Consider the following 19,055-nt stretch of genomic DNA (forward strand, 5'->3'; position numbering starts at 1 on the left):
GTTAGCCCTCCAAGAGCGCGTCGTCGCCGTAGTCCTCGCGGATCGATTCGAAGTACTCGAGTTGGTCCTGTAGTCGCCGCGGCATCCCTTCGTAGACGTGTGCGAAAATTTCCTCGGGATCGGGCCGTTCGGCCGACTCGGCCGCGTCGATGGCGTCGGCGACGTCGTCTTCGATCCGGGATTCGATCGCGTCGACTCGCTCGTCGTCGAGCATGCCGTTCGACCGCAGGTACGTCTCGAGTCGCGGGATGGGATCCTTCTGTTTCCAGCGTTCGACCTCCTCGTCGGGCCGATAGACGGAGGGATCGTCGGCGGTCGTGTGGGCCCCGAAGCGGTACTGGACCGCTTCGATCAGCGTCGGCCGCAGTTCGCCCGCATCGGGGTTTTTCGCCTTCTCGACGGCGTCGCGGGTGACCTTGTAGACGGCGAGCGGATCCATCCCGTCGACCTGAACGCCTTCGAATCCGTAGGCGGTCGCCTTCTGGGCGAGGGTATCGCTCGCCGTCTGGCGCTCGCGCGGCACGGAGATGGCCCACTGGTTGTTGTTACAGAAGAAGACCGTCGGCGTATCGAAGACGCCGGCGAAGTTGAGCCCCTCGTGGAAGTCGCCTTCCGAGGTCGCGCCGTCGCCGAAGTAACAGACGAACGCTCGGTCCTCGTCGCGGAGTTTCGAGGCCCAGGCTGCACCGGTCGCGTGGGGGATCTGAGTCGCGATCGGAACGGCGACGGAGAAGATGTTGACGTCCGCGGGCACGTAGTTACCCTGCTCGTGGCCCATCCAGTAGAGCAACGTCCGTTCGAGGGAGAGCCCGTGAACCAGTCCGACGCCGTGTTCGCGGTAGCTGGGGAAGACCCAATCGTCGGCATCGAGCGCGTGTGCGCTGCCGACCTGTGCGCCCTCCTGTCCGGACAGGGGCGGATAGGTTCCCATCCGTCCCTGACGCTGGAGGCTGACGGCCCGCTCGTCGAAACGACGGACGAGTCGCATCTGTTCGTACATTTCGACGAGCTGGTCCTCGGAGAGGTCCGGGACGTCGGCGCCCTCTCTGACCCTGCCCGCCTCGTCGAGAACCTGTACTCGTTCGCGGGGATCGCGCTGTATCGTGCTCACGGGAAGACCCACCTGCACATATCTCACTAATCTATCGCTCACGGTAAAGGAGTTTCCCAAATAGTTTACTATCAGTGAGATTCTTGCCAGTCGTTCGTGGAACCACGGTGAGTCAGTCGACAGGAGTGGACGAGAGTGGTCGAAAGTAACCATTTTTTGCCATTCGTCGAATTCAGACGGGAGAGGGGAGAGAAGACTGGACGAAATCGAAGTTCGATGGAGCAACCACGTGGGCGGTCGAGAGCGGGCGGAGAGGGGCGGGTACGCGCGGGGCGATCGGTTAAGATTCGGTCCGCTGTGGCCGCGTCCGGCGCGCGTCGGCCCTCGCCGCCGCGACGCTCTTGCCTTCCCGCAAGACGGCGTCGACGAACAGTTCGCCGGCTTTGTACGACGACCGCACCATCGGTCCGCTGGCGCAGTACAGGAAGCCTAACTCCTCCTCGGCGACGCGACGCCACGTCTCGTACTTGTCCGGATGATCGTAGCGACGAACCGCGAGGTGGTCGCGCGACGGCCGGAGGTACTGGCCGAGCGTCACGATGTCGACGCCGCGTTCGCGCAGATCCGCGAGCGTCTGGTAGACCTCGTGGTCGTACTCGCCGTGGCCGAGCATGATCGAGGTCTTCGTGTAGATGTCCGATTCTCGCTCGACGCACTCGAGGACCGAGAGGCTCTGCTCGTAGCCCGCGCGGCGGTCGCGGACGGGAAATTGCAGGCGTTCGACGGTTTCGACGTTGTGGGCGATCACGTCCGGTTCGGCGTCGATTATCTTCCGGACGAGCCGTCGTTCACCCCGGAAGTCGGGAATGAGTACTTCGACGAGGATGCCGGGGTGGCGAGCTTTGATCTCGCGGATCGTCTCGGCGAAGTGACCGGCACCCTGATCCGGAAGGTCGTCGCGGTCGACGCTCGTGAGGACGACGTAGTCGAGGCCGATCTCGGCGATGGCGCTCGCGACATTTTCGGGCTCGTCGGGATCGAGCGGCTCCATCCCGCCCGTTTTCACGTCGCAGAAATTGCAGGCTCGAGAGCAGCGATCACCCATCAGCATGAAGGTGGCCGTCCCGCCGCCGTCCGTGTGCCCGCTGCCGTCGGCCCCGTCGCGGCCCGACCAGCACTCGCCCAGGTTGGGGCAGTTCGCTTCCTCACAGACGGTGTGCAAGTCGTGTTCGCGCAGCGTCTCCCGAATGCCGGCGAACTCCCGGCCCGACGGTGGTCGACTCTTCAGCCAGTCGGGCTTGCGCGAACGACTCATACGTCGATTATCGGACCGGGCGGTGAAAACCGTGGTGGTCACGCGTCCGATCCGTGGCGGTCACGCGGTCCGCCTGCGACGACAGCACGACGGCCTCGGAGCGACCTCGCGATCGGTCCGAAGACGTGGCCAGTAGGGACCGTCAAACCGCCTGAAACGACGTAGCACTGGTGGTAACCGGCCCGTTACCCCGATAGGTTTACGGACGGGTGCAGAATAACCGAGGCCGATGGCCTTCGGCTCGACGCCCGACTGGTTCCACCTGAGCGACGACGAGGACATCGTCTGGGAGAGCCGTCCGCACCCGATCACGATGGGGCCCTGGTTGCCGGTCGGCGTCGCGCTCGCACTGGTCGGGTTTCTCGTCGCCGGCTGGAGCGGAACCGGCGGCGTCGGTCTCCTGACGTTTCTCGGCGTTTTCGTCACGGTCGTCGGCGCGGCCGTCGCACTCGTTCGCTACCTCGTCTGGACGAACACCCGCTACGTCATCACCACCTCGGAACTCTACAAGAAACGGGGGATCGTCTCGAGGGACGTGACCCAGTTCCGTCTGGATCGCGTCCAGAACATCAGCCTACGACAAACGGGGATCGGTCGCCTGCTGGGATACGGCGACCTGACGGTCTACACCGCCGGGTCCGGCGATCCGGAACTGACGTTCGAACGCGTTTCACAGCCGGAACGGGCCAGCAGCCGGCTAAGCGACCAGCTCGAGGAAATTGCGACCGATACGTCGGCTATCTAATCGATATCCGTTCATATCGTAAGATCCATTATATTAACGCACATCCGTATTTGACGAAATGGCGTCACAGTCGGCAGCAGTTGGGACCGCCGCCGGATCGCGCAGTTCGAACGTCACGGCGAGTGCGGGATCCGGGGTATTCGCCGCCGTAATCGGATATCTCGTGACGTACGCGCTGGTCAGCGGCGAGATTCGCCAGAACGTCCCCGATTTCGTCGCCGAAAACCTCGCCGAATGGAAGGGAGTCGCCTGGTACTTCTTCAACGCCCACATGGTCGACGTCGAAACGACCGGTAGCGTCGGATCGTTGGGGGGGACGGATACCGTGAACTTCATCGCCGAGTCGAGCAGTTCGAACGCCGATCTGTTGTACTTCGTGCCGCCGCTCGTGTTACTCGCGGTCGGAGTGTTCCTCGCCGTGCGGTGGGACGTTACAGATTTCGCCGACGCGGTCGTCGTCGGCGCGCCCGTCGCGATCGGGTACACCGTGGTACTGGGCATCGGTGCGATCGTGTCCGAGTTCAGCGTCGAAGGCTCCGCGTTCGGAATCGAGGCGAGCAGTTCGTTCGCACCCGCACTCGTGCCCGCCGTTTTGCTCGGTGGAATTATCTACCCGCTGGTGTTTGCCACCGGCGGGGCGGCGCTGACCGTCGCCGTCCGCGAGCGGTAATCGATCCCGCGAGAGTTCGCGTCGCCGATTCGAGAACGGATCCGGTCGCGGCCGCGACTCGAGCGCACCGCGCCGAACCGGGCGGTCGGGACGCAGCGACGAACGAGGCGGCCGTCGCGCCCGGTAAAAGGGCACGGCATGGCGCCGGATCGGCCGCGGCCGCCGAAACAGACCGGGACAGAAACGCCTTTCACCCGGCACTTCCCGTGTCCGTGTGATGGAGGTCGCCGAGGTTCTGCCCGAATTTGCCGACGCCTTCGCCTTCGACGAGTTCAACCGGATGCAACGCGAGGCGCTGCCCGCACTGCTCGAGCGAGACGAGAACGTCGTCGCGAGCGCGCCGACGGCCTCGGGGAAGACCGCGCTCGCGGAACTGGCGATCTGCAAGGCGCTTTCCGACGGCGGAACGGCGCTGTTTATCGCGCCGCTGCGAGCGCTCACGAACGAGAAGGAAGACGACTGGGACCGCTTCGAGTCGCTCGACTACTCGGTCTACGTCGTCACCGGCGAGCGGGACCTGAACCCGCGGCGCGCGCGCCGGGCGGACATCCTCGTGATGACCCCCGAAAAACTCGACTCGGCGACCCGGAAACACGATTCGCGACGGTACGACTTCGTCACCGACATCGACGTCTGCGTCATCGACGAAGTTCACTTGCTCGACGCCGACCGCCGCGGGTCGGTCCTCGAGGTGACGATCTCCCGTCTCCGCCGGCTCTGTGAGCCCCGCATCGTCGCGCTGTCGGCGACGATGCCGAACGTCTCCGACGTGGCGGCGTGGCTCGACGCCCCGGCGGAGACGACCTTCGAGTTCGGCGAGGAGTACCGCCCGGTCGACCTCAACGCGGGGGTCAAGACGTACACGCACGGGGAGAACTCCTTCGCGGACAAATACCGCCGCCTCTACCGGGCGCTCGACCTCGCAGAGCCCCACCTCCGCGAGGACGGCCAGTCGCTGGTGTTCGTTTCCTCCCGGCAGGACACCGTTCAGGCCGCGAAGAAGGCCCGCGACGAGGTCGCCGAACGCGACGTCCCGATGGGGGTCCGCGGCGACTACGATTTCCACACCGAATCGAAGGAACTCGACGATTCGACGCTGCGAAATTCGGTCCTCGACGGCGTCGCGTTTCACCACGCGGGGCTCTCGAAGAACGATCGCGACCTGATCGAGGAGTGGTTCAAACAGGGCCACGTCGAACTGCTCTTTTCGACGTCGACGCTGGCCTGGGGGGTCAACCTGCCCGCTCGCTGCGTCGTCATCCGCGATACGAAACTCCACGATCCGCTCGAGGGCGAAGTCGACATGAGCCCCCTGGACGTCCTCCAGATGCTGGGCCGCGCCGGTCGGCCGGGGTACGACGACGTCGGATACGGCTGGGTCGTCTGCGACGCGGCCGAGGCGGACAAGTACCGCCGGCTGCTCCGCGACGGCAAGGAGATCGAGTCCCGCCTCGCGGAGAGTCTGGAAACCCATCTCAACGCCGAGATCGCGATGGGGACGATCACCGACCTGGAGGACGTGATGGACTGGCTCGAGACGACGTTCTACTACGTCCGCGGGCAGTCGCGGCCCGACGACTACGACTTTCCGAACCTTCGCACGCGCGTCCGCGACTGCCTCGAGGGACTCGTCGAAGAGGGATTCGTCGAGACCGGGGACGACCTCTCGATCGAGGCGACGCCGCTGGGCGTGCTCACCTCGAAGTACTACCTCCGACTCGACACGGCGGCGCACTTCGCCGCGCTCTGCGATCGGGCGGCGTCGGGCGGACTCGAGGCCGAGGACGTCCTCGAGACGGTCGCGACCGCCGAGGAGTTCGACTCGGTTTCGGCCCGTCAGGACGAACGCGACGCGGTCGACGCGGTGCTCGTGGGGGCGGACACGGCGGATCTCGGCGCGGGCGAACGCAAAGTGCTCGCGATCCTCCGCGGTGCGGCGAGCGGAAGCACGCCCGCGGAACTCCGCAGCGACGCCTGGGTCATCCGGCGCAACGCCACGCGACTCGTGTCCGCGCTCGGGGCCTTCCTCGATCGGTTCGTCGGCCCCCACGCCGCGAACCTCGCGCGTCGCGTCGAGGCTCGCATCGAGAACGGCGTCGCCGAGGACGCGGTCGGGCTGACCGCCATCGACGGCGTCGGGCCGGGCCGAGCCAGCAAACTCGCGAAGGAGGGGGTCACGACCCCCGGCGACGTCGTCGACGCTGGCGTCGACGGGCTCGTCGATGCGGGGCTCTCCGACGGCGTCGCCGAACGCGTCTACGAGGGGGCGCAGTCGCTCCCCTCGATCGAACTCGAGTGGGGGCAGTTCCCCGACGCGATCGCGACGGGCGAGAACGAGGTCCGCGAAGTCACGGTTCGGAACGTCGGCGAACCGGCGCGGGCCGGGATCCGAGTGACCGTCAACGGGGTGGAGATGACGAGCACGAACACCTACCTCCGCGACCAAGAAACCGTCCCCGTCGGCGTTTTCGGTGCCGACGCCGACGCGCTCGAGTTCACCGTCAGCGTCGCCTTCCCCGAGACGCCGCTGGTGCCGCTCGAGGCGAGTCGGACGGTCGACGTTCGGTAGTGCCCGCGAATACGAGACGAGTGTGGGCGCGGCCGCGAGAACGACGAGAGCGCAGTTGCGAGCGCGAGCCTCGTGGCCGTTCGGGCGTTCGAAAACGCGGCTATTGCTCGGTCGTCAACTCGAGGACGCACTCTCGAAGCGCCGCGGGCGAGTCGACGATCTCGTCCGCGGGCGAGCGATCGATGTCGCCGTGGGCGTCGATCCGGTACGCAATAACGATCGTCCCGGCTCGAGCGGCCGCTTCGATCCCGTTCGCGGAGTCTTCGACGACGACGCATTCCGCTGCCGGAACGCCGATTTCGTCGGCCGCGTGCGCGAAGACGTCGGGGGCCGGCTTGCTCGCACCGTCGATGTCGTCGGCGCTGATGACGCGATCGAACGATCCCTCGAGGTCGAAGCGCTCCGTGACCATCTCGATCCAGTCGTGGGGCGACGAGGAGACGAGCGCCGTGGGGACGCCGCGGTCGTCGAGTTCGGCGAGGAGGTCGTGGAGACCGTCCAACAACTCCGCACGTTCGGTGTAGATCTCCCCGGCGGCCTCGTTGAACCGCTGGACGAACTCCTCGCGGGAGATGGCCGTGCCGTACTCGTCGTCGAGATAGTCGTATATTTCGCGGAAGTTCATCCCGCTCGTCTCTTCGAGATCGACGTCCGCATCGGGGACGGCCGCAGGAAAGAGTTCCTCGCGCTCGACGTCGACCCAGTAGTCTTCGCTGTCGACCAACACGCCGTCCATATCGAACAACACAGCAGCCATGTACGACAGGGTAGTCGATCGTCTCGTATAGCCGTTTGGCACGCAATCGTGTGCCGGCGGGTTCGGTCCCGCGGATCGCGGTCAACCGCGGACCCGCAGGGATCACCGCGAACCCGCCGAGATCACTGCGAACCGAGAACCTCGCCACGCCGTTCGTGGACCATCCGCTCGGCGACCTCGGACGCCACGTCCTCGCCGAACTCGCGCTCGAGCACCCAGAGCGCCAGGTCGATCCCCGAGGTGACGCCGCCGGCCGTGAGGACGTCACCGTCGTCGACGACGCGCTCGTCGACCACGTCCGCACCGGCGGCGTCCAGGTCCGCGGTGGCGACGGCGTGCGTGGTCGCAGGCCGGCCCTCGAGCAGTCCCGCTTCGGACAGCACCATCGCGCCGGTACAGATCGACGCGATCGTCGTGCCCCGCGAGTGCAGATCACCGACGGCGGCCGGCAGAGCCCCGTCCTCGACGGCGGCCCGGACCCCGCTCCCGTCGCTGGTCCACCCGCCACCGGGAACGAACAGGAGATCCGGCTCACCGAGCGCCCCCTCGGGTTCGACTCGGAGACCGTGGCTCGCCCGCACGAGATCCCATCCGTCTGACGCTCCGTCGAGCCCGTTCGCGTCCGAGTCCGACTCGAGCGAGACGAGTCGCGTCTCGAGCGACGCGCCGGCCCGGGCCCCGTTCTCGAGGACCTCGTAGGGACCGATCGCGTCGAGTTCGTCGAACCCGTCGAACAGCACGATTTCCGCAGTCGTGTCGACCATGCGTCGGTGATCGTCACCGGGCCGGATACTCGTTGCGGGCGGACACGCCCGCCAGGTGTCGGACGTCGGACCGGTCGAAATCGCACGATTGAACGGCGAATATCGAACGGAAGTGGCCCTCGAACCACGGACGTCCGAAAGCAATCCACACCCATCGAACGGGATCTCGCTCGGGGCGTGAGCGGGGTCGATACGCGCGCGCTGGACCGGGCCGGTCGCGCCGCTCGCAGGGTTCTCGTCTCACCGGCGAGCCGTCGGCCCAACCTCGTTCGATGGGCGTTGAACGGCGACAAACCGACGAAAACGTCCGTCAAATGGCCTCAAATGCTCGAAAAGCGGGTTCACGGCACTCCCCCTTCAAGTCGATCCGGCCACCGAGAGTCGGATGCGAGCTATGAAACGAACAACGCTCATCGCAGCCGTGTGCGCAGTGCTGGTACTGGCAACCGGATTCGCCGCCGCAGCGCCGGGAAACGTCCCCGTGTCCGTGGACACAGGCGCGGACGATGCAGACGACCAACGCGCCACCGGCGAAGAGCAACGGCGCGCAAACGAGCACAGCAATCAGAGTGAGTCCGGGACCGCCGCCGACGGTGTTGCCGACGAACGCACCAGTCGAGGACCGAGCGTCGACCTCCCCGAGCACGTTCCCGATCACGTCTCCGCGATCCACGACCGGATCTCTGCGTTCCTGAGCGGCGACCTCGAGGGATCGCTCGGCGACGCGATAAGCGAGATCACGCCGGATGACGGTGACGAAGCGGGCGACGACGCCGACGGGTCCGACGCCGAGCGGAACGAATCCGACGACAGCGGAACCGAATCCGACGACAGCGGAACCGAATCCGACGACAGCGGAACCGAATCCGACGACAGCGAAACCGAATCCGACGATAGCGAAACCGAATCGGTCGAGTCCGACGAATAGACCGCCACGTAACACACTATGCCCCCATTCGCTCAGCCAGCGCCGATCGGACTCGAGGACCGACTGCTCCCGTTCGCCGTGAGCCTGCTGGTCGGCGGTGCCGCCCTTCACGCTGGCACCTACGTCGTCTCCGACGCTCGGGACTACGCCCACGCGGTGCTGACCGCGCTGTTCGGCGCGCTGGTCTGGGCCGTTCTCGAGCCGATACCGCTGCTCGGTGGACTGCTGGCGCTCGTCGCGTGGGTCGCGGTCCTCAGGTGGCGCTACCGACTCGGCTGGTGGCGGTCGGCCGGCGTGGGCGTCGTCGCCTGGGTCGCAGCGGTCGTCGTCCTCGCGGCCCTCGAACTGGTCGGTATCGGTTCACTCCAGGCGCCCGGCGTGCCGGGTGCCTGACGCGAAGCCCGTCGACGGGTGTCCGCCGCTTTCGTCCCCCCTGACGCGTCCTTCCACTCCCCCTCAAACGATGTCCCGTTCCCCACGTCTTTTCGAGTCCGCTCCGAGTTTCGAGTCGATCACCGCGACCCGACGACGGTTAGTGCGTCGGATACTGACACCGAGGACCGACTTTCGTGTGGTTTAAGCGATGGTGCGCTCATCCAGCGGTATGAACGGTCGCGTCGGCGTCACGATCGTAATCGTGGCGGTACTGGTGACCGGTTTCGGGCCGGCCGTCGCCGCCAGCCAGGCCGCGGATCCGGGAGGGTCACAGTCGAGTCCGTTTACCCTCCAGCAGGATCAGATCGACGCCGACGAGGTGCGGATCGACGCGACTATCCGACCTGACGGGACCGCCGAGTGGACCCTCGAGTTCTGGGTCCGACTCGACGACAACGAGAGCGCGGCGGCGTTCGAGTCGCTCCAGAACGACGTCCGGGACGACCCCGAGAACTACACGCGGACGTTCGCCGACCGGATGACCGAGACGGTCGCGACGGCGAGCGACGCAACGGGGCGTGACATGAGCGCCGACGGGTTCGACGTGAGTACCGATCGACAGTCGTTCGCGCGCACGTACGGCGTCGTCAGGTACACGTTCAGCTGGCACGGGTTCGCCGCCGTCGACGGCGCCGAACTGCGTGCCGGCGACGCGATCGAGGGGATATACCTCGACGACGGGACGCGGCTCTTGATCGAGTGGCCGGACGGCTACGAGCTGACGTCGGTTACGCCGGACCCGGACGAGGAACGCGACGATGCCGTGATCTGGCGCGGCGGCGAAACGGACTTCATCAGCGGGGAACCGCGAGTCGTCGTCACCACCGCCGGAAGCGGGCCCGCCACCGGGATCGTCGCCGGGCTCGCGATCGCGGTTATCGGGGTCGGCGTCATCGGCGGCTGGTGGTACCGCAATCACGCGTCGACGGCGGATCAGCCGGCCGGCGCACCCGACGATTCCGACGGCGATTCCGACCCCGGTTCCGCGGCCGCGGCCGATCCGGACACCGCCGCGGCGTCGACGGCGGGCGGCGCTGCGAGCGCGAGCGGTTCACCGGAGATGGAACTGCTCAGCAACGAAGAGCAGGTCCTCCGACTCCTCCAGGACCGCGACGGGCGGATGAAACAGCAGGACGTCGTCGAGGAACTCGGCTGGACCGACGCGAAGACCAGCAAGGTAATCAGCGGGATGCGAGAGGAGGGAACGGTCGAGTCGTTCCGCCTCGGTCGCGAGAACGTGCTCTCGCTCCCCGAGGGAGACGGCGAGCGGACGGACGACGCCGCAGGTGACGAGGAGAAATGACACGAATGCGGACGTGCTGCGAACCGAATCGGACGACCGGGGTAGTCCGGTCGAACTCGTCGAAATCGACGGACAGCACCGGGTCGAAAACGGCGTTGAATGGCGTTAATCGACGTTGGACCCACGCCAACGTCTCGAGCGTATATCACCGAGCGAATACGAGATCACACCAATGAATCGAATCACGACGATCACGCTGGCGACGATGCTCGTCGTCGCGGCGATCGCCGTCCCACTCGCTGCGGCGAGCGTCGTCTCGAGTAGCGGATCACGGGAGATGACCGACTCCGAAGCGGGGAACGAATCGATCGAGCCGGGCGAGCAGTTCGCAGCCGCGCTCGGCGTCCAGAACGCCGAGATCGAGGGCGACGTCTCCAATCGAGCCTACGGCGTCAGGATCGCGAACGCCGAGACGGACCGGGCGAAAGCGGCGATCGCCGCGGACCAGTTCGAAGAGACCGAAACGCGTCTCGCCGACCTCGAGGCCAGACTCGAGGCGTTGAACGAGTCACGAGCGGCCGGCGAACTCGGCGCGGGACGCTATCGCGCGGAAGTCGCGACGACCGTCGCCGAGATGCGGACGGTCGAGCAGCAGGCTGCCGCGGTCGAGCGGACCGCGGCCGGATTACCCGAGGCGGTGCTCGCCGACCACGATATCGACGTCGAGTCGGTCCAAACGCTTCGAGACCGTGCCGGCGACCTCGGGGGCCCGGAAACTGCGGCGATCGCTCGGTCGGTCGCCGGCGACGAGATCGGCCGGTCGATCGGAACGGATCGCGAGTCCGGCGCTCCGATCGGAACCGACGGTGAGGAGCGAGACGACGGGCGAGGTCACGGCAGCGAAAACGAAACGACCGCGGAGTCGACCGACGAAACGACCGGATCGACCGCCGATGGAGAGGTGACTGATTCGCGGTCGGAAGACGGTCCCGAGTCCGGATAGGCGTGTCGCTGCCCGGGGGCTGCGGGCTGACAGGCGGTGAGCCGCTCGAGGGAACCGATGGCGTGCAACTGGGTCGGGGAACTCGACGACGCTGCGGCCCGTCGGGAGAATCGACGGCGGGACCGCCGACATCGCCGGTCACACTTCCGTTTTTTGCCGCTCGGAAACGAAGCGTCGAGAAATGGTGTACGCGTATACGACGGTCGATGCCGCGACCGGAACGTCCGACGAAGTCTGTGAGGCACTGACAGAGGTCGATGGCGTCGTCGATGCGCACGTCATCGCGGGAGACTTCGACGTGATGATCGAACTGGAAGGCGAGACCCCCCACGACGTGCTCAGGACCGTCACATCGTCGATCCGCCCGCTCGAGGGCGTCGGGACGACGCGAACGTACATCTGCATCGACTGACAGAATCGGCGACTCGGAGAAATCGTCCGAGTCTGGCTCGGCGAGGATCGACGACCCCGACCGAATCGCCCCGTCTTGTAAAATAATCTGCCGACAGGTCCGGCACACTGGACGTCCTTCCAGATGATCCGATAAAATCGTAATATGTGATTAAGACCTACGGGAACCTACTCGTAACCGAGGAAGGACGATGACACCAGACGAGCACCGCCAGCCTGCAGCGGAACGGAAAGGAGAAATGGAACACGGCGTAGACGCGGGAGAACACCTCGAGTTCATCGACTGGGTGGAAGCAAATCCGGACGAGGCCACGCTCGAATTCCGCGCCTCGGGGGTCACCGAAGAGGTGGCGAATCGGACCACCGCGACGATCGGCGAGTGGGCACTCGGGGGCGAAGAGATGGGTGCGGATCGCGAACACACCCTCGAATTCGGCCTGCCGCCGGAACTCGAGGACGCGATGGGATATCTCGAGCCGACCGACCGCTACGAAGCAGTCGAGGGCGCGCTGGCCGGCCTCACGGCGTGTATCAACGGAACGGTCGTCTTCAACGCGATCCGGGAAGGGATCGAGATCGACGACGTGACCACGACGGTTCGCGCTCCGATCGACCTTCGGATGCTCTTTGGCATCCGCGACGTCGACAGCGCCCACGAGATGTACGGCGAACTCGAGATCGACATCGCGGTGACGGGCGATCTCACCGACGCGGAAAAAGCGGCCGTTCGCGAGTACTACAAACGCTCGCCCGTCTACAACCTCGTGACGCTCGAACACCCCAACAGGCCGAAGACCGATTTCAGCGCGACCGCCTGACGGGGTCCGGGAGACGTTCGGATCCGATCGATTTTTTGTTCGCGCTGGAGCGACACCGAACGTGGACGAACAACGGGACGTTGCGGAATTCATCGAAGCGAACGACCTCGAGACGCCGCCGGCGTTCAGGCTCCTCGATCTCGTATCGGAGGTCGGAGAACTCGCGGAGGAGGCGAACACGTCGACAGAGTACGGATCCTCGCCAGCCGATCTCGAACTCGGGGACGCTCTATTCGCGCTGCTTGCAGTCTGCGAGGCGCTCGAAATCGACGCTTCCGATGCGCTCGCGGACGCTCTCGAGAAGTACGAAAATCGCATGGAGGACAGTTCGACGCCCGGGTCGGGGAGGTGATCGGAGGCGGGTTCACAGGTTGTCGAGGCGGATGCCACGGGGCGTGACCCCGAGGCGGGTGACCGTTTCATCCTCGAGTTTAAGTACGAAACCGGGGCCAACGGTCCTATGATCGACGACGCGATCCGCGTCCTCGCGGGCGACTGCACCGTTATCGCCGAAGATGCGGACCGGAAGGAGTACCGCGGTCGAGTAACCACGATCGTCAAACCGGACAACACCGTGCTGGTCCACGACATCGACGGCTATCAACCGGTCGCCTGGATCACCCGCGCCGACAGCCTCTCGAGCAATCGGCGGGGCGACTTCACGCTCGTGGCGAAGAAAGACACCCAGACGTTGCGGATCGCGGCCCACGAACAGGACGGCTTCGCACACTATCCGACCTCGGCCGCCGGGACGCCTGTCGGGGCGTGTCCCGACTGTGACGGCGCGCTCGTGCGCTCGAACGGCGTCCACTGCGTCCGATGCGGCGACCGCTACGGCGTGCCGGCGGACGCGACCATTCGAGACGGACAGGGCGATTGCGACTGTGGCCTCCCCCGGATGCGCGTCGAACGGGGCCTCGCGTTCGACGTCTGTCTCGACCGGGCCTGTGAGTCACTCGACGCGGCGGTCAGTCGGGCCTTCGATCGCCAGTGGGCCTGTCCCGAATCGGAGTGCGACGGCGACCTCAGGATCCTCCGTCGGGGCGGGCTCATCGCTGGCTGCGAACACTATCCCGACTGCGACACCGGCTTCGCCGTTCCCGCCGGCGTCGTCGACGGCGAGTGTGGCTGTGGCCTGCCGACGTTCGAAACCGCTCGCGGCACCCGGTGTCTCGACACGAGCTGCGATCGAGCGCTGGATGGAGTGCTCGAGGCCGAATCCGCGGCGGACGACTGAACGGACCGGCACAACCGCCGTCCCGTAGCCCACCAATCAGCCGCCGCTGCGGTGGGCGGGACTGAAAGGGGCTGGCGCGGTGGACGAACCACGACGACGCAAGGACCGCAGGAGTAACGCGATGAGGACCGCAGCGAGTCGTGGGAGTCGAGGCGCCAGGGGCTTTCCAGGCGGTCTCAGAGGTGGAGTTTCCGAAGCAGCCTCGGGGGGAGGAGCGGACGCGACCACAGCGAACGCGAGGAATCGATCCGCAGTCACTTAGTCCCGGCCGGCAAAGACCAGCTATGGCACTCGAGGGGCGATTAGACGACGGCGTCGTCCGCGTCGGCGGCGACGCACGCCAGCGGTATCACGACTCGCGGGGCTATGGCTATCCGCTCGACGGGAACGAAATCGCGCTCGCTCCCGTCGAGGCGGCCCACCTGCTGTACCGGGGAGATCTCGAGGCCATCGTCGACGTTGATCGCGACCAGCGCCTCGAATTCCGCGATTTCATGGCCCGCGAACCGGGCCGAGACTTCGGAGTTCGCTTTCTCGTCTACGCGGATCTGCGATCGCGGGGATTTTACCTCTCGCCGGCCGCGGAGCCGTGGATCCCGGTCCCGCCGAGCGGCGAGGCCGACTTCGCCGTGTTCCCGCGCGGAAAAGGACCGAGAGACGGCGAAATCGCCTACGCGTTGCGGATCGTCGGTGAACGAACCGATATCCCGGCGAGCGAACTCCGGGAGGGCGTGCTGGCCGTGGTCGACGAGGAGAGCGAAATTACGTACTTCGAGGTCGGCCGCCGCGACCCGTCGGGAACGTCGGGCACCGACGCCGCGTTGCCGTCGAACTGCGAGGCCGACCTGCTGGCCGATCGGGTCGTGGTCTGGGATCCGCCGCTGGAACTCTACGAGAAACGGTTCTACGGCCAGCCACTCGAGGGCAGAGAGTACGAGCGGCCGACGCTGCAGTGTTCGCTGCTCGAAGCGGCCTACCTCGCCGAACGGGGAGCGCTGTCCCTCGATCCCGAAACGGTCCGCAAACGGGGCCGCGAGGTCGAGGGCGAACGGTTCGATCGGCGGCTGACCGTGTACACGGTCCTGCGAGAGCGCGGACTCGTCCCGAAGACGGGGTACAAGTTCGGCGCTGATTTCCGCACGTACGCCGACGTGACGTCAGTCGACGAACTGGGACACTCGGAGTTGTTGATTCGGGTCCATCCCGGGGCGCACGTATTCGAGCCGCGCGATCTGGCGCTCGACGTTCGACTCGCTCACGGCGTCCGAAAGACGATGGTGTTCGCACTCGTCGACGACGGACCCGGTCACGACGGAGAGCGCGAGGCGGACGAAACCGGCGGTATCGAGTGGTGGTCACTCGAGCGGCTCACGCCGTAGGAACCGGCGCGGTCCGCACGGCGCCGGAATTCGACGAGGTGAGCAGGCGACGGGCCAGCGGTCGCCCGCCTACGGGCGACGCGTCCGTCACGGCGCAGTCCGTCCTCCATCGTGCGGCGCGGATCGCGGTCCGCGACCCTACCGCTCGCCCGGGATCGCCGCCCCTTCGTGTTCGAGCAATCGGCGTTTGAGATCCAGCCCGCCCGCGTATCCGACGAGCGAGTCCGCGCCGACGACCCGATGACAGGGAACGATCACCGGAATCGGATTGCGACCGCAGGCCTGACCGACCGCGATCGGCGCGGTCTCGAGGTCCGCGGCGATCTCCCCGTAGGTACGAGTGTCGCCGGCCGGAATCTCCGCCATCGCCCGCATCACGCGGCCCGTGAAATCGTCGGGGTAGGCGATCTCGACGTCGAACGCCCGGCGCTCACCGGCTTCGTATTCACGCACCTGTTCGCGGATCGTCGCCCCATCGGCGTCGATCCGCGAGTCGTCGATCTCCCGCTCGTGCCCGAGTACCTGAATGCGCATCGGTGATCGAACGTCGGCGCGAACCCACTTTAGTCTCGACGACCGGTGAGGCGTCCCGGTCGACGATGATTTCGTCGACGCCGAAGCCGAAGGCTTTTGCGCGCTGCAGCGCCAACCCGCACACTAATGACTGGAGACGACCCACTCGAGGAGTCCGAGCCAGGGGAACCGACGACAGGGGAACCGCTCACGGATGGCGGGGCGGCCGGAGCTGACGACGTGGCGCTCGACCCGTGGGGCTCCTCGAGCGTCTCCGACTACCGGAAGCTCTTCGAGGAATTCGGCATCGAGGAGTTCGACGACGTTCTCGAGGAGGTCCCGAACCCCCACTACCTGATGCGCCGGGGCGTCATCTTCGGGCATCGAGACTATCGGCCGGTCGCGCGGGCGTTGCAAAACGACGAGCCCGCAGCGGTCCTCTCCGGATTCATGCCGACGGGCGATCCGCACATCGGCCACAAGCTGGTCTTCGACGAGATCATCTGGCACCAACAGCAAGGGGCCGACGCCTACGCGCTGATCGCCGACCTCGAGGCCAACTCGGCCCGCGGGATGAGCTGGGAGGACATCGACGAACACGCACGTGACTACCTGCTCTCGTTGCTCGCGCTCGGATTCGACCCGGAAGAAGGGACGCTTTACCGCCAGTCGACCAATCGGGAGCTGCAGGACCTGGCGTTCGAACTCGGCGCGGAAGCGAACTTCTCGGAGCTGCAGTCCATCTACGGCTTCGACGGGGAGACGGACGTCTCGCACATGCAATCGGTCGTCACCCAGATGGCCGACATCCTCTACCCGCAACTCGAGGAGCCGAAGCCGACCGTGATCCCCGTCGGCCCGGACCAGGACCCCCACGTCCGGTTGGCCCGGGACCTCGCCGAGCGGATGCGCTTTTTCGGAGTGACGGACGCGTACGCGAGTTTCGAACTCGAAGACGACGAGCGGGTCGTGGTCGCGGATGCGTACCGGACGCTCGAGGAGATGGCCGGTGAGAACGACGAAATCAGGTGTCTCGACGCCGCGGTGCTCGTCGAAGATGGGCCGGAAGCGGTTTCGTTCGACGACCGCGATCGACCAGAAGAAACGTTCGCCGCCGCGGCCGACGCGCCCGCGGAGACCCGAGCGATGGCGAAACTGAAGAACGCGGGGATGGAACCGCTGCGCCCGCGAACCCGATTTTTCGATCGACGAGCGACGGACGAGGCGTTCGACGCGCTGATCGACGCGATCGAAGGCGAAAAGCGAGTCTACGAGAATCACATCGACGCCTTCGAGATCGACCGCGCGGACGCCGAGGAACTCGCCCGCGAGGTCGAAGTCGACACCGGCGGCTACGGCTTCCGGCCGCCGTCCTCGATCTACCACCGATTCATGACCGGTCTCACCGGCGGCAAGATGTCTTCCTCGATTCCGGCCAGTCACATCTCGTTGCTGGACGATCCCGAGGAGGGCTACGACAAGGTGAAAGCGGCGACGACCGGCGGCCGCGAGACTGCCGAAGAGCAGCGCGAGAAGGGGGGACGGGCCGACGAGTGTCCAGTCTACGAACTCTACGCCTATCTGCTGGCCGGCGACGACGACGAGTTCGCAAAGCGCGTCTACGACGAGTGCGTCGGCGGCGAACGCCTCTGTGGAGACTGCAAGGAACAGGCCGCACAGCTCATGCGGGAGTTCCTGGACGAACACCAGGCGAAACGCGAGGAGGTCGAGGACGTGCTCGCGGCGGCCGACATCGAACTCGAGTCGCCGCGGCGTCGCTGACCGCCGCTCGCGCGACGGGACCGCTGGCGCGGCCACCACCGGCCGAGCCACAGGACGCCGACACGACCGATACGAACCGCGTGAGAGACCGGGGGACGGGTCGCTCGCGGCCGCGGGCGTGCCGGCGAAGAAACCGGGCGGACGTTTCGGACGCGGTCGGGGTTGCGTTTTGGTGTCTGACGAAGATATATACGCCCGGTTGTGGAAGCCGGGGATATCGATGGCCCTGTATCCGCGTGATTCGGACGACGACCTGCTGGTCTGTGCCGACGTCCTCGGTGCGTTCGGCGTCACGGCGACGGACATCGAACGGGAATCGACCGGCGAGGAGACCCTCGAGGCGGTGCTCGCCGACGCTTTCGCCGACAGGATCGATCGGAGGACGGTACTGCGGCGGCTGATCGCCCGGTGCGATCGCGGAGTCTCCTGTGCGGCCCGGTACTCACAGGCCGACCTCGAGCGCGAACTCGAGGCCGTGTTCGAGTCGGTCGGGTGGTCGCTTACGATCACGGCAACCCGGACGAACTGGGAGGTCTCCGCCACCGATCCTCGCGGTCGTCACCGCGAGGCGTCGGTGACCTACCCCGAGACGCCGCTCGGATCCCACAACCTGCCCGCAGTGCTTCGGGCGCTCTCCGAGACGCTTCTCGCGGGGACCGGCGTCCGATTCGTCCTCCTCTCGTCGGGGAGCGACCGCTGGCAGGCCGCGCTGATCGAAACCGGCGAACTCGAGCACCTCCGCGGTCGGTACGGCCGGCGGATCGACGCGGTCGATCGGCCGTTGTTACCCGAGAACGGACTCGAGGCGTACGTCCCGACGGACCGTTCGAAGCCGAATTTCGAACCGTCCGGGACGGCGGCGGGGGCCGACGCCGATACCGGGACCACCCCGTGGCCGTCGTGGGCGCTCGAGGAGGGCGGACGGGGGACGATCGACGGGACCGAGAGCGTCGAGTCGCTGATCGAGGAAGCCGAGTGCGAGCAACGCGACGAGCAAAAAGAGAGGCCGAGAGAGGCCGTCTCCGGCGGCGCGGGTGCGACGCGGGACGCGTCGGCCGCCGCACCGGCGACGGCGGGCCGGACGGCCACCGATGGCGACTTCGGTACGCTCTCGGGACCCAGCCCGACCGAACGCGTCGCGAACGACGCGTTCGGAACCGACGTCGGATGCCAGTCGGACGGGGACTCCTATCGCGCACTCGGGGCGGCACTCGACGCCGGCGGGACCGTCGCGTCGCGAGGACTGCTCGCGAACGACGCGTTTTTCCCGACGCTGCCGACCGCCGAACTCGAGGAGATCCGCATCGAGTTCGCCGACGAGTTCGATCCCGCGGCGGTCCGCGACGCGAAATCGACAGCGGATCGATCCGGCTTCGAGTGGGTCGATGCCAGTTCGCTCGAGCCGACGCGAGCCTCGAACAGCTAGACGACCTGC

19 protein-coding genes are annotated in these 19,055 nt (G+C 66.5%); 14 read left to right on the top strand and 5 right to left on the bottom strand.

Annotation, left to right across the window (positions count from 1 at the left end):
- Position 1: 1 nt before the first annotated feature.
- The gene (pdhA, locus tag NJT13_RS10425) at positions 2-1,111 is read right to left on the bottom strand and encodes a pyruvate dehydrogenase (acetyl-transferring) E1 component subunit alpha (protein ID WP_254521503.1); all 1,110 of its coding nucleotides are present in this window, start codon (positions 1,109-1,111) and stop codon (positions 2-4) included.
- Between the two features lie 280 nt (positions 1,112-1,391).
- Positions 1,392-2,408 carry a lipoyl synthase gene (lipA, locus tag NJT13_RS10430; protein WP_256549391.1) on the bottom strand — a complete coding sequence of 339 codons (1,017 nt, stop codon included), beginning with the start codon at positions 2,406-2,408 and terminating at the stop codon, positions 1,392-1,394.
- 187 nt (positions 2,409-2,595) lie between these two features.
- Between lipA and NJT13_RS10435 the strand changes: the two genes are divergently transcribed.
- The 3 genes from NJT13_RS10435 to NJT13_RS10445 all read left to right on the top strand — a co-directional run bounded on the left by NJT13_RS10435 (position 2,596) and on the right by NJT13_RS10445 (position 6,350).
- Positions 2,596-3,111 (top strand): PH domain-containing protein, encoded by a 516-nt coding sequence (locus tag NJT13_RS10435; protein ID WP_254521505.1) that lies wholly within the window; start codon positions 2,596-2,598, stop codon positions 3,109-3,111.
- A 58-nt stretch (positions 3,112-3,169) separates the two neighbouring features.
- Entirely contained in the window at positions 3,170-3,781 is a 612-nt protein-coding gene (locus tag NJT13_RS10440) for a DUF7978 family protein (protein ID WP_254521506.1), read from the top strand.
- A 217-nt stretch (positions 3,782-3,998) separates the two neighbouring features.
- Complete coding sequence (locus NJT13_RS10445; RefSeq protein ID WP_254521507.1) at positions 3,999-6,350, top strand: DEAD/DEAH box helicase; 2,352 nt, start codon at positions 3,999-4,001, stop codon at positions 6,348-6,350.
- A 100-nt stretch (positions 6,351-6,450) separates the two neighbouring features.
- Here NJT13_RS10445 and NJT13_RS10450 read toward each other — a convergent pair whose 3' ends face one another.
- Entirely contained in the window at positions 6,451-7,107 is a 657-nt protein-coding gene (locus NJT13_RS10450; RefSeq protein ID WP_254521508.1) for an HAD family hydrolase, read from the bottom strand.
- A 122-nt stretch (positions 7,108-7,229) separates the two neighbouring features.
- A complete protein-coding gene (locus tag NJT13_RS10455; RefSeq protein ID WP_254521509.1) occupies positions 7,230-7,871 on the bottom strand; it encodes a DJ-1/PfpI family protein in 642 nt (213 codons plus the stop codon).
- 394 nt (positions 7,872-8,265) lie between these two features.
- On the opposite strand from NJT13_RS10455, the gene NJT13_RS10460 reads away from it, so the two are divergent.
- The 9 genes from NJT13_RS10460 to endA all read left to right on the top strand — a co-directional run bounded on the left by NJT13_RS10460 (position 8,266) and on the right by endA (position 15,325).
- Positions 8,266-8,799, top strand: a complete 534-nt coding sequence (locus NJT13_RS10460) for a hypothetical protein (RefSeq protein WP_254521510.1) — start codon at positions 8,266-8,268, stop codon at positions 8,797-8,799.
- Between the two features lie 18 nt (positions 8,800-8,817).
- Positions 8,818-9,192, top strand: coding sequence for a hypothetical protein (locus tag NJT13_RS10465; protein ID WP_254521511.1), 375 nt, complete (start codon positions 8,818-8,820; stop codon positions 9,190-9,192).
- A gap of 211 nt (positions 9,193-9,403) precedes the next feature.
- Positions 9,404-10,537, top strand: coding sequence for a DUF7343 domain-containing protein (locus NJT13_RS10470; RefSeq protein ID WP_254521512.1), 1,134 nt, complete (start codon positions 9,404-9,406; stop codon positions 10,535-10,537).
- Positions 10,538-10,709: 172 nt separating this feature from the next.
- A complete protein-coding gene (locus NJT13_RS10475) occupies positions 10,710-11,480 on the top strand; it encodes a hypothetical protein (protein ID WP_254521513.1) in 771 nt (256 codons plus the stop codon).
- A gap of 181 nt (positions 11,481-11,661) precedes the next feature.
- Positions 11,662-11,892: an Lrp/AsnC family transcriptional regulator gene (locus tag NJT13_RS10480; RefSeq protein ID WP_254521514.1), complete on the top strand. Its 231-nt coding sequence runs from the start codon at positions 11,662-11,664 to the stop codon at positions 11,890-11,892.
- A 190-nt stretch (positions 11,893-12,082) separates the two neighbouring features.
- Positions 12,083-12,709 (top strand): OsmC family protein, encoded by a 627-nt coding sequence (locus tag NJT13_RS10485; protein WP_254521515.1) that lies wholly within the window; start codon positions 12,083-12,085, stop codon positions 12,707-12,709.
- Between the two features lie 61 nt (positions 12,710-12,770).
- Complete coding sequence (locus tag NJT13_RS10490) at positions 12,771-13,061, top strand: MazG-like family protein (RefSeq protein ID WP_254521516.1); 291 nt, start codon at positions 12,771-12,773, stop codon at positions 13,059-13,061.
- Between the two features lie 108 nt (positions 13,062-13,169).
- Positions 13,170-13,946 (top strand): DUF91 domain-containing protein, encoded by a 777-nt coding sequence (locus tag NJT13_RS10495; RefSeq protein ID WP_254521517.1) that lies wholly within the window; start codon positions 13,170-13,172, stop codon positions 13,944-13,946.
- Between the two features lie 284 nt (positions 13,947-14,230).
- A complete protein-coding gene (endA, locus tag NJT13_RS10500) occupies positions 14,231-15,325 on the top strand; it encodes a tRNA-intron lyase (RefSeq protein WP_254521518.1) in 1,095 nt (364 codons plus the stop codon).
- Between the two features lie 138 nt (positions 15,326-15,463).
- Here the strand turns inward: endA and NJT13_RS10505 are convergent, their stop codons facing one another.
- Positions 15,464-15,859, bottom strand: a complete 396-nt coding sequence (locus tag NJT13_RS10505) for a methylated-DNA--[protein]-cysteine S-methyltransferase (protein ID WP_254521519.1) — start codon at positions 15,857-15,859, stop codon at positions 15,464-15,466.
- Positions 15,860-15,985: 126 nt separating this feature from the next.
- On the opposite strand from NJT13_RS10505, the gene NJT13_RS10510 reads away from it, so the two are divergent.
- Complete coding sequence (locus tag NJT13_RS10510; protein WP_254521520.1) at positions 15,986-17,620, top strand: tryptophan--tRNA ligase; 1,635 nt, start codon at positions 15,986-15,988, stop codon at positions 17,618-17,620.
- Positions 17,621-17,840: 220 nt separating this feature from the next.
- Positions 17,841-19,046 carry a hypothetical protein gene (locus NJT13_RS10515; protein ID WP_254521521.1) on the top strand — a complete coding sequence of 402 codons (1,206 nt, stop codon included), beginning with the start codon at positions 17,841-17,843 and terminating at the stop codon, positions 19,044-19,046.
- Positions 19,047-19,055: the final 9 nt, after the last annotated feature.

The organism is Natrinema caseinilyticum, from assembly GCF_024227435.1.
Lineage (GTDB): Archaea > Halobacteriota > Halobacteria > Halobacteriales > Natrialbaceae > Natrinema > Natrinema caseinilyticum.

What these genes read in the sequence shown, in the direction of transcription:
- endA (WP_254521518.1), top strand. Translation starts at nt 14,231, where the DNA reads ATGGCACTCGAGGGGCGATTAGACGACGGCGTCGTCCGCGTCGGCGGC.
- NJT13_RS10435 (WP_254521505.1), top strand. Translation starts at nt 2,596, where the DNA reads ATGGCCTTCGGCTCGACGCCCGACTGGTTCCACCTGAGCGACGACGAG.
- NJT13_RS10460 (WP_254521510.1), top strand. Translation starts at nt 8,266, where the DNA reads ATGAAACGAACAACGCTCATCGCAGCCGTGTGCGCAGTGCTGGTACTG.
- NJT13_RS10485 (WP_254521515.1), top strand. Translation starts at nt 12,083, where the DNA reads ATGACACCAGACGAGCACCGCCAGCCTGCAGCGGAACGGAAAGGAGAA.
- NJT13_RS10505 (WP_254521519.1), bottom strand. Translation starts at nt 15,859, where the DNA reads ATGCGCATTCAGGTACTCGGGCACGAGCGGGAGATCGACGACTCGCGG.
- NJT13_RS10475 (WP_254521513.1), top strand. Translation starts at nt 10,710, where the DNA reads ATGAATCGAATCACGACGATCACGCTGGCGACGATGCTCGTCGTCGCG.
- NJT13_RS10495 (WP_254521517.1), top strand. Translation starts at nt 13,170, where the DNA reads ATGATCGACGACGCGATCCGCGTCCTCGCGGGCGACTGCACCGTTATC.
- NJT13_RS10465 (WP_254521511.1), top strand. Translation starts at nt 8,818, where the DNA reads ATGCCCCCATTCGCTCAGCCAGCGCCGATCGGACTCGAGGACCGACTG.
- NJT13_RS10450 (WP_254521508.1), bottom strand. Translation starts at nt 7,107, where the DNA reads ATGGCTGCTGTGTTGTTCGATATGGACGGCGTGTTGGTCGACAGCGAA.
- NJT13_RS10440 (WP_254521506.1), top strand. Translation starts at nt 3,170, where the DNA reads ATGGCGTCACAGTCGGCAGCAGTTGGGACCGCCGCCGGATCGCGCAGT.
- NJT13_RS10455 (WP_254521509.1), bottom strand. Translation starts at nt 7,871, where the DNA reads ATGGTCGACACGACTGCGGAAATCGTGCTGTTCGACGGGTTCGACGAA.
- NJT13_RS10480 (WP_254521514.1), top strand. Translation starts at nt 11,662, where the DNA reads ATGGTGTACGCGTATACGACGGTCGATGCCGCGACCGGAACGTCCGAC.
- NJT13_RS10470 (WP_254521512.1), top strand. Translation starts at nt 9,404, where the DNA reads ATGAACGGTCGCGTCGGCGTCACGATCGTAATCGTGGCGGTACTGGTG.
- NJT13_RS10510 (WP_254521520.1), top strand. Translation starts at nt 15,986, where the DNA reads ATGACTGGAGACGACCCACTCGAGGAGTCCGAGCCAGGGGAACCGACG.
- NJT13_RS10515 (WP_254521521.1), top strand. Translation starts at nt 17,841, where the DNA reads ATGGCCCTGTATCCGCGTGATTCGGACGACGACCTGCTGGTCTGTGCC.
- NJT13_RS10445 (WP_254521507.1), top strand. Translation starts at nt 3,999, where the DNA reads ATGGAGGTCGCCGAGGTTCTGCCCGAATTTGCCGACGCCTTCGCCTTC.